The sequence below is a fragment of the Methylobacterium sp. WL18 genome (assembly GCF_008040015.1).
GTDB lineage: Bacteria > Pseudomonadota > Alphaproteobacteria > Rhizobiales > Beijerinckiaceae > Methylobacterium > Methylobacterium mesophilicum.
The window spans coordinates 1-5,271 of sequence record NZ_VRVD01000320.1 but is presented as its reverse complement, the minus strand read 5'-3'; the positions used below and the strand labels follow the sequence as shown (position 1 = coordinate 5,271).

Genomic DNA, 5,271 nt, shown 5'->3' with positions numbered 1-5,271 from the left:
CGCAAGGTTGCGCACCTCGTGCGCGTCCACGGCGACGTGGCGTGAGGAGGCACCGATGAAGCTCAACGAGATCAGCGACAATCCCGGCGCAACCAAGAATCGGATGCGCGTCGGTCGAGGCACGGGGCCACGAACCCGGCCCAAAGCAGGGCGCCGACGCCGGTCAGCAGCGGGGCGGTGATACTGAGAACGAGACTGAGGGTCACGGTGGCCTGCTCGCTGGACAGCTTAGAATTGCCCGGATGCAGCAATCATCGCCGGGAATTGTTGTTTCGCCATTAAAACGATTGGTCGTTTTGAGGCGAATTCAACAGGGCGCCGGGATCGGTGAAGGTTGCGCACAGACCGGGCGACCGCCGGCGCATCGCAGGAGCGCGTGGCTCCGCACGGATACGGAGCAAGGATACGGAGTCGGCCCGGGGCGGGACGTCGATCGGGAGATCGGCCGCGTCCGACCGGGGCGCTCGCCGCCGGAGGGGATGCCGGTCCCGGCGTAAGCGGGCGCATCGGAGCGAGGACCGGGAGCCGGGGGTACCGGCGAGGCGGGCGAGCAAGGCTCCCCCTCCCGCCTCGCCGGTACTGGCCTGCGCGGGGGGTACGCAAGTCAGTAATCTACGCCTATCATTCCGGCTATGGAGTCGCCAATCAGCGGTTTATACTGAGCGATAGAGCATAAGCCGCTATTAGCGGGTCTCTGTATTGCATTGGGATGGATTGATGGCGGCCCTTCTTGCGGATCCGTTCGGCCGGCAGCTGCTGAGCCTGCTCACCGCGGATTACGGGATCCCCGGCGATCCCGGGCGGCGGGTCCTCCGGCATGAGCTGCAGCAGCTTCAGCTGCGCGCCCAGGCCGCGCGCGCGCCGCGCTCGGTGACGCTGGCGATCCGCGCGGCGCTCGCAGCCCTCCGGGCCGAGTTTTCCGCGCCGCTCCCAATCGCACCGCTGCCTATCGCGTCCGGCCCCGGCGCCCCGCTCGGGTTGTGATCCGTGCATCAGGGCGGTCGGCACTCTTCATCGGGCTGTTACAACCCGGAACTAGAGGCATCCTGCGTGACATCATCTCGGGAGTGAAGGCAGATGCCGGCCCATTATTGTATTAACCCGCTCGATCCGTATGCCGAACAGGAAGTCCTCGTCACCTACGACGATCACCGGCCGTTCGTGTCGGTCCGGTCCGCGGTGGACGAGGAGGGCTACGACATCCTGACGGAGCTGTCGGCCGAGTGCGTCCGGGTCCTGCAACTCGAGATCGCCGTGTATCACGGCCATATCGAGCCCTACGCCTGGGCGCAGCACGCGGTGGACGTCGCGGCGGCTCCGACGGTCGCGTGACCGCGGCGGCACGTCAGGGCCGGGTCGGTTCCGCCGCGAGGGTGCCGAACTCGCTGACCATGCATTCGTGCATGCGCCGCAGCCACATATGCGCCTCGGTGGCGCGGGCTTCGGCCCGGTCGGCCCGCTCGGCCGCCAAGCGGACCTGTTCCTCGGCCCGCTCCGCGCGGGCGACGTCTTCGGGCGCAAAGGTGCTTTCGGGGGCAAAGGTGCTTTCGGGTTCAAGCGTGCTGGGGATGGGGTCGGGACGGTCTGTCGGCGTGAACGCGACGTCGAGGCTGGGCATGGGACGGAATCCTGCGATGGCCGGCGCCAGGGCCGTGCCGGAATGCGGGTGATGGTACGGATCGTCGAAGGCGCGCGGGACTCGCCGATCGACGCGATCGGGCGGCTCTCTACGCCCCGGATGTGACGGATGCGCTGCCGCGGGGCGGGTGCTCGGCCGGCTCAGGCTCGCGGGCGCATCCCGGGTTTCGCCGTGAGACCCACTCGGCATCGACAGCGCCAGCGATGGGCCGGGGCGCCGGATACGGAACGGAGCGGGCGTCGAAGGGAGACGGTTCGGATCGACATCGACTGTCCTCCAGACTGAAGGACCGCGCGGCGCGGGCGCCGTCGCAGTGCTTTAGCGTTTGATGACGCGGCGCAAGCTACGCTTCTCAAATCACCGCGGCCGTCGGAGGTCGCGAAACGTCCGGTTCGGCGCCGATCAAGATGGGCGCGGGCCGCCGGCCCGTCAACGGAATGGGGTTCCGATTTTCGGGGCCGGCCTGGCAGGAAGCCGGTCCGGTTCGGGCCTCCGGGAGACGCGATCGTTCAGGCGGCGGCGATCACCGCGGCGAGGTCGGAGAAATCCGAGAAGACCCGGCCGGCGCCGGCCGTCATCAGGTCGGCCCCCGCGGGGTCGTGGCCCCAATGGCCGCCGCCGGTGAAGCCGGCGACCCGCATCCCGGCGCTCCGGGCCGCCGTGACCCCGGGCACGCTGTCCTCGATCACCAGGCAGGATTCCGGCGCCGCCCCCATGCGCGCGGCGGCGAACAGGAACAGGTCCGGGAAGGGCTTGCCCCGGGCGACCTGCGCCGAGGAGAAGACGCGCTCGCCGAACAGCGGCAGGAGCCCGGTCAGGCTCAGGGAATGGCGCAGCCGCACCGGGTCGCTGCTCGACGCGACGCAGGTCGGCAGGCCCAGGGCCGCGACCGCCTCGGCGACGCCCCGCATCGCCCGCAGCTCGGCATCGAACAGCACCAGCGTCTCGGCCTTGACCGCCTCCACGAAGCCCGGGGGGGCGGTGACGCCGTAATCGCGCGCGACGTGGTCCATGATCGACACCATGGAGGTGCCGGTGAAGCGTGCCCGCACCGTCTCGAAGGTGATCGCGACCCCGATCCGGTTCAGGCCGGCGGTGAGGCAGGCGAGGCTCAGGGGCTCGCTGTCCACGAGGACGCCGTCGCAATCGAAGATCACCAGGCCGAGTGTGTTCACGCGCGCTTCCAAGCTCGACCGGTCCTCCGGCGGCACATCCTCACGGCAAGCCCCCGCCGGGCGACCCTGTGGCATGGACCCTGTGGCATGGCCCCCTCAGGCCGGCAACCGCCCGCAGGCCGCGCTCTGCATGCCGCCGCTTGCACCCGGCGGCCCGGCCCCATACTCCCGGGGCGGGCGCCTCTCCCGGCGCCAGGCATGGCTCAGAAGACCCCGCGATGTTCCGCTTCCTGGCCCGCGTCCTGGGCTTCCTGCTGATGGCCGGCGGCTTCGTCGCGCTGGTCTATGACGGCGCCCGCTCGATCGCCAACAACGGCCTGCGGGTCACGCCGCTCTCGGACGTGATCGGGACCCTGTTCAAGGACAAGGCCGGCACCCTGCAGGGCAGCATCGAGGGGGCGGCGCCCTGGCTCTGGCACCTTCTGGGCTTGCCGCTCACCCTGGCCCCGGCCTCGCTGATCGGGCTGGGGCTCGGTGCGGTGCTGCTCTGGCTCGGCCAGCCGGGCCGGGAGCCGATCGGGTTCCTGACGAAGCCCTGATCGGCGGTCCTACCGCCCCGCGAGCCATGCCCGCGCCGCGGCGAGCTCCTCCGTCAGCCGCGCGATCTCGGCGGTGAGCGCGTAGTGCTCGCTCACGTCGACCTGGGACGCGAAATAGTAGACGACCGTCCCGGCCGCATCCCGCACCGGCCCGACATACAGCGCGTTCTGGAAGACCGAGCCGTCCTTGCGGTAGTTCAGGAGGTCGATCTTGATGTCGTCCTCCCGCCGGATCGCGGCACGCAGGCGCTCGATCGCGGCCGGGTCGGTCTCCGGCCCCTGCAGGAAGCGGCAGTTGCGCCCGGTCACCTCCAGCCGCGAATAGCCGGTGAGCGTCAGGAAGGCGTCGTTCGCGAACACGATCGGGTTGTCGTGTTGCCGCGGATCGGTGACGATCATCGGCATCCGGGTCGCCCGCACGGCCGCGGCGAACGGGTCGCCCCGGTTCGATTCCGTCCTGAGATTGTCCAGCACGTGGCTCGTGGCGGTCCAGCCCGTCTCCATCCGGCTTCAGCCCCTCACGCCGCGACCCGTGGGGGCGGCTCCCTCGCGCCTACAAGCCGGAAATCGCAGGCCCGGTCCAGTCCTCCGGTCGGGATTAGCCACGGACGCACGGGTTTCCAGCGCGCTGTACGGCTCTTGCAGACGGCCAAACCTGTCATGCCCAGCTTCTTGGCCGCTTTCCCGGCCGCTTCTTTGGAGCCCGGGTCGACCCCATATTCGGATCACACCCTGAGACCCGGAAGGCGAGAGACGATGTTCCTGTTCCGCAAGCGCCCCGAGATGCCGAGCCCCGCCGAGGCCCTGCCGGGCCGCCCGAATCCCGTCCCGACCACCGAGACCCATTTCGTCAACGGCAACCCGCTCAAGGGCCCCTATCCCCCGGGGATCGAGACGATCGTGCTCGGGCTCGGCTGCTTCTGGGGGGCCGAGCGCCGGTTCTGGCAGCTGCCGAAGGGCGTGTTCGTCACGGCGGTCGGCTATGCCGGGGGCTACACCCCGAACCCGACCTACGAGGAGGTCTGCACCGGCCAGACCGGCCACAACGAGGTCGTGCTGGTGGCCTTCGATCCCGCTATCCTGCCCCTCGACGCCCTGCTGCGGACCTTCTTCGAGAGCCACAACCCGACCCAGGGCATGCGCCAGGGGAACGATGCCGGCACGCAGTACCGCTCGGGCATCTACACCGTCGGCCCCGAGCAGGAGGCGACCGCCAAGGCCGTGCGGGCGACCTACGCCGAGGCCCTGCGGGCGCGCGACTTCCCCGACATCACCACCGAGATCGTGCCGCTCCAGCACTTCTACTTCGCCGAAGGCTACCACCAGCAATACCTCGCCAAGAACCCGGCGGGCTATTGCGGGCTCGGCGGCACCGGCGTGAGCTGCCCGGTGGGGACCGGGATCGCCGCCTGAGCCGTTACGGGCTGCCGCCCGGCCGCGCAGCCGGTGCCGGCACCGCCGGCGCGGTGACGGCGCCCGCTTCGGGCTGGGGGGTGCTCCGCGGGCTGCGCAGCACGATGAGCACCCCGCCCACGACCGAGAGGGCGAGGGCGGTGACGAGGATGAGGAAAAGCCAGCGGGGCATCCGGTGGCCCTAGCACGTCGCGCCGGGTTGGGCGATCAGCGCGGGACGAACACCCCCGGGACGACCTTGCCGGTGCGCCCGAACATCTCGTCCGCGCGGGCACAGCTGGCCGGCACGTCCTTCTCGTAGACGGCCAGGTAGGCGCGGGCCTGCAGCAGCAGGGTGTCGCGCTCGAGGTCCGCCGGATCGACGCCCATGGCCTGGACCACGCTCTTGAAGCGGTCGCCGTCGGTCCGCAGCGCCGGGCAATGGACGTTCACGAAGCCGGCCAGCCCGGCGAGCTTGGCGGCTTTCAGGGCGTTGGCCGGCGGCTCCGCCGGCGAACGCCCTGAA

8 protein-coding genes and 2 pseudogenes are annotated in these 5,271 nt (G+C 70.3%); 5 read left to right on the top strand and 5 right to left on the bottom strand.

What is annotated here, in order from left to right; genetic code table 11:
- Positions 1-55: 55 nt before the first annotated feature.
- From FV228_RS33780 to FV228_RS19485, 3 genes and pseudogenes are all read left to right on the top strand, one after another.
- A pseudogene (locus FV228_RS33780) lies at positions 56-127 on the top strand (50S ribosomal protein L15); the annotation flags it as partial.
- A 590-nt stretch (positions 128-717) separates the two neighbouring features.
- Positions 718-984: a hypothetical protein gene (locus FV228_RS19490; RefSeq protein ID WP_147856132.1), complete on the top strand. Its 267-nt coding sequence runs from the start codon at positions 718-720 to the stop codon at positions 982-984.
- A 93-nt stretch (positions 985-1,077) separates the two neighbouring features.
- A complete protein-coding gene (locus FV228_RS19485; protein ID WP_147856131.1) occupies positions 1,078-1,332 on the top strand; it encodes a hypothetical protein in 255 nt (84 codons plus the stop codon).
- Positions 1,333-1,345: 13 nt separating this feature from the next.
- On the opposite strand, the gene FV228_RS19480 is transcribed toward FV228_RS19485, so the two are convergent.
- Positions 1,346-1,618 carry a hypothetical protein gene (locus FV228_RS19480; RefSeq protein WP_147856130.1) on the bottom strand — a complete coding sequence of 91 codons (273 nt, stop codon included), beginning with the start codon at positions 1,616-1,618 and terminating at the stop codon, positions 1,346-1,348.
- Between the two features lie 530 nt (positions 1,619-2,148).
- A complete protein-coding gene (locus tag FV228_RS19475) occupies positions 2,149-2,826 on the bottom strand; it encodes an HAD family hydrolase (RefSeq protein ID WP_147856129.1) in 678 nt (225 codons plus the stop codon).
- Between the two features lie 206 nt (positions 2,827-3,032).
- On the opposite strand from FV228_RS19475, the gene FV228_RS19470 reads away from it, so the two are divergent.
- A complete protein-coding gene (locus tag FV228_RS19470) occupies positions 3,033-3,353 on the top strand; it encodes a PetM family of cytochrome b6f complex subunit 7 (RefSeq protein ID WP_147856128.1) in 321 nt (106 codons plus the stop codon).
- Positions 3,354-3,410: 57 nt separating this feature from the next.
- On the opposite strand, the pseudogene FV228_RS19465 reads toward FV228_RS19470, so the two are convergent.
- A pseudogene (locus tag FV228_RS19465) lies at positions 3,411-3,857 on the bottom strand (PAS domain-containing protein); the annotation flags it as partial.
- 252 nt (positions 3,858-4,109) lie between these two features.
- Here FV228_RS19465 and msrA point away from each other — a divergent pair.
- Positions 4,110-4,766, top strand: coding sequence for a peptide-methionine (S)-S-oxide reductase MsrA (gene msrA, locus FV228_RS19460; protein WP_147856126.1), 657 nt, complete (start codon positions 4,110-4,112; stop codon positions 4,764-4,766).
- Positions 4,767-4,770: 4 nt separating this feature from the next.
- Here the strand turns inward: msrA and FV228_RS33220 are convergent, their stop codons facing one another.
- Positions 4,771-4,938, bottom strand: a complete 168-nt coding sequence (locus FV228_RS33220; RefSeq protein ID WP_187277823.1) for a hypothetical protein — start codon at positions 4,936-4,938, stop codon at positions 4,771-4,773.
- 35 nt (positions 4,939-4,973) lie between these two features.
- Positions 4,974-5,271 (bottom strand): hypothetical protein (locus FV228_RS19455; protein WP_246693956.1); only part of this gene is annotated, 298 nt, incomplete at its 5' end.

Coding starts and splice junctions, on each gene's coding strand:
- msrA (WP_147856126.1), top strand. CDS start 4,110: ATGTTCCTGTTCCGCAAGCGCCCCGAGATGCCGAGCCCCGCCGAGGCC.
- FV228_RS19485 (WP_147856131.1), top strand. CDS start 1,078: ATGCCGGCCCATTATTGTATTAACCCGCTCGATCCGTATGCCGAACAG.
- FV228_RS19470 (WP_147856128.1), top strand. CDS start 3,033: ATGTTCCGCTTCCTGGCCCGCGTCCTGGGCTTCCTGCTGATGGCCGGC.
- FV228_RS19490 (WP_147856132.1), top strand. CDS start 718: ATGGCGGCCCTTCTTGCGGATCCGTTCGGCCGGCAGCTGCTGAGCCTG.
- FV228_RS19480 (WP_147856130.1), bottom strand. CDS start 1,618: ATGCCCAGCCTCGACGTCGCGTTCACGCCGACAGACCGTCCCGACCCC.
- FV228_RS33220 (WP_187277823.1), bottom strand. CDS start 4,938: ATGCCCCGCTGGCTTTTCCTCATCCTCGTCACCGCCCTCGCCCTCTCG.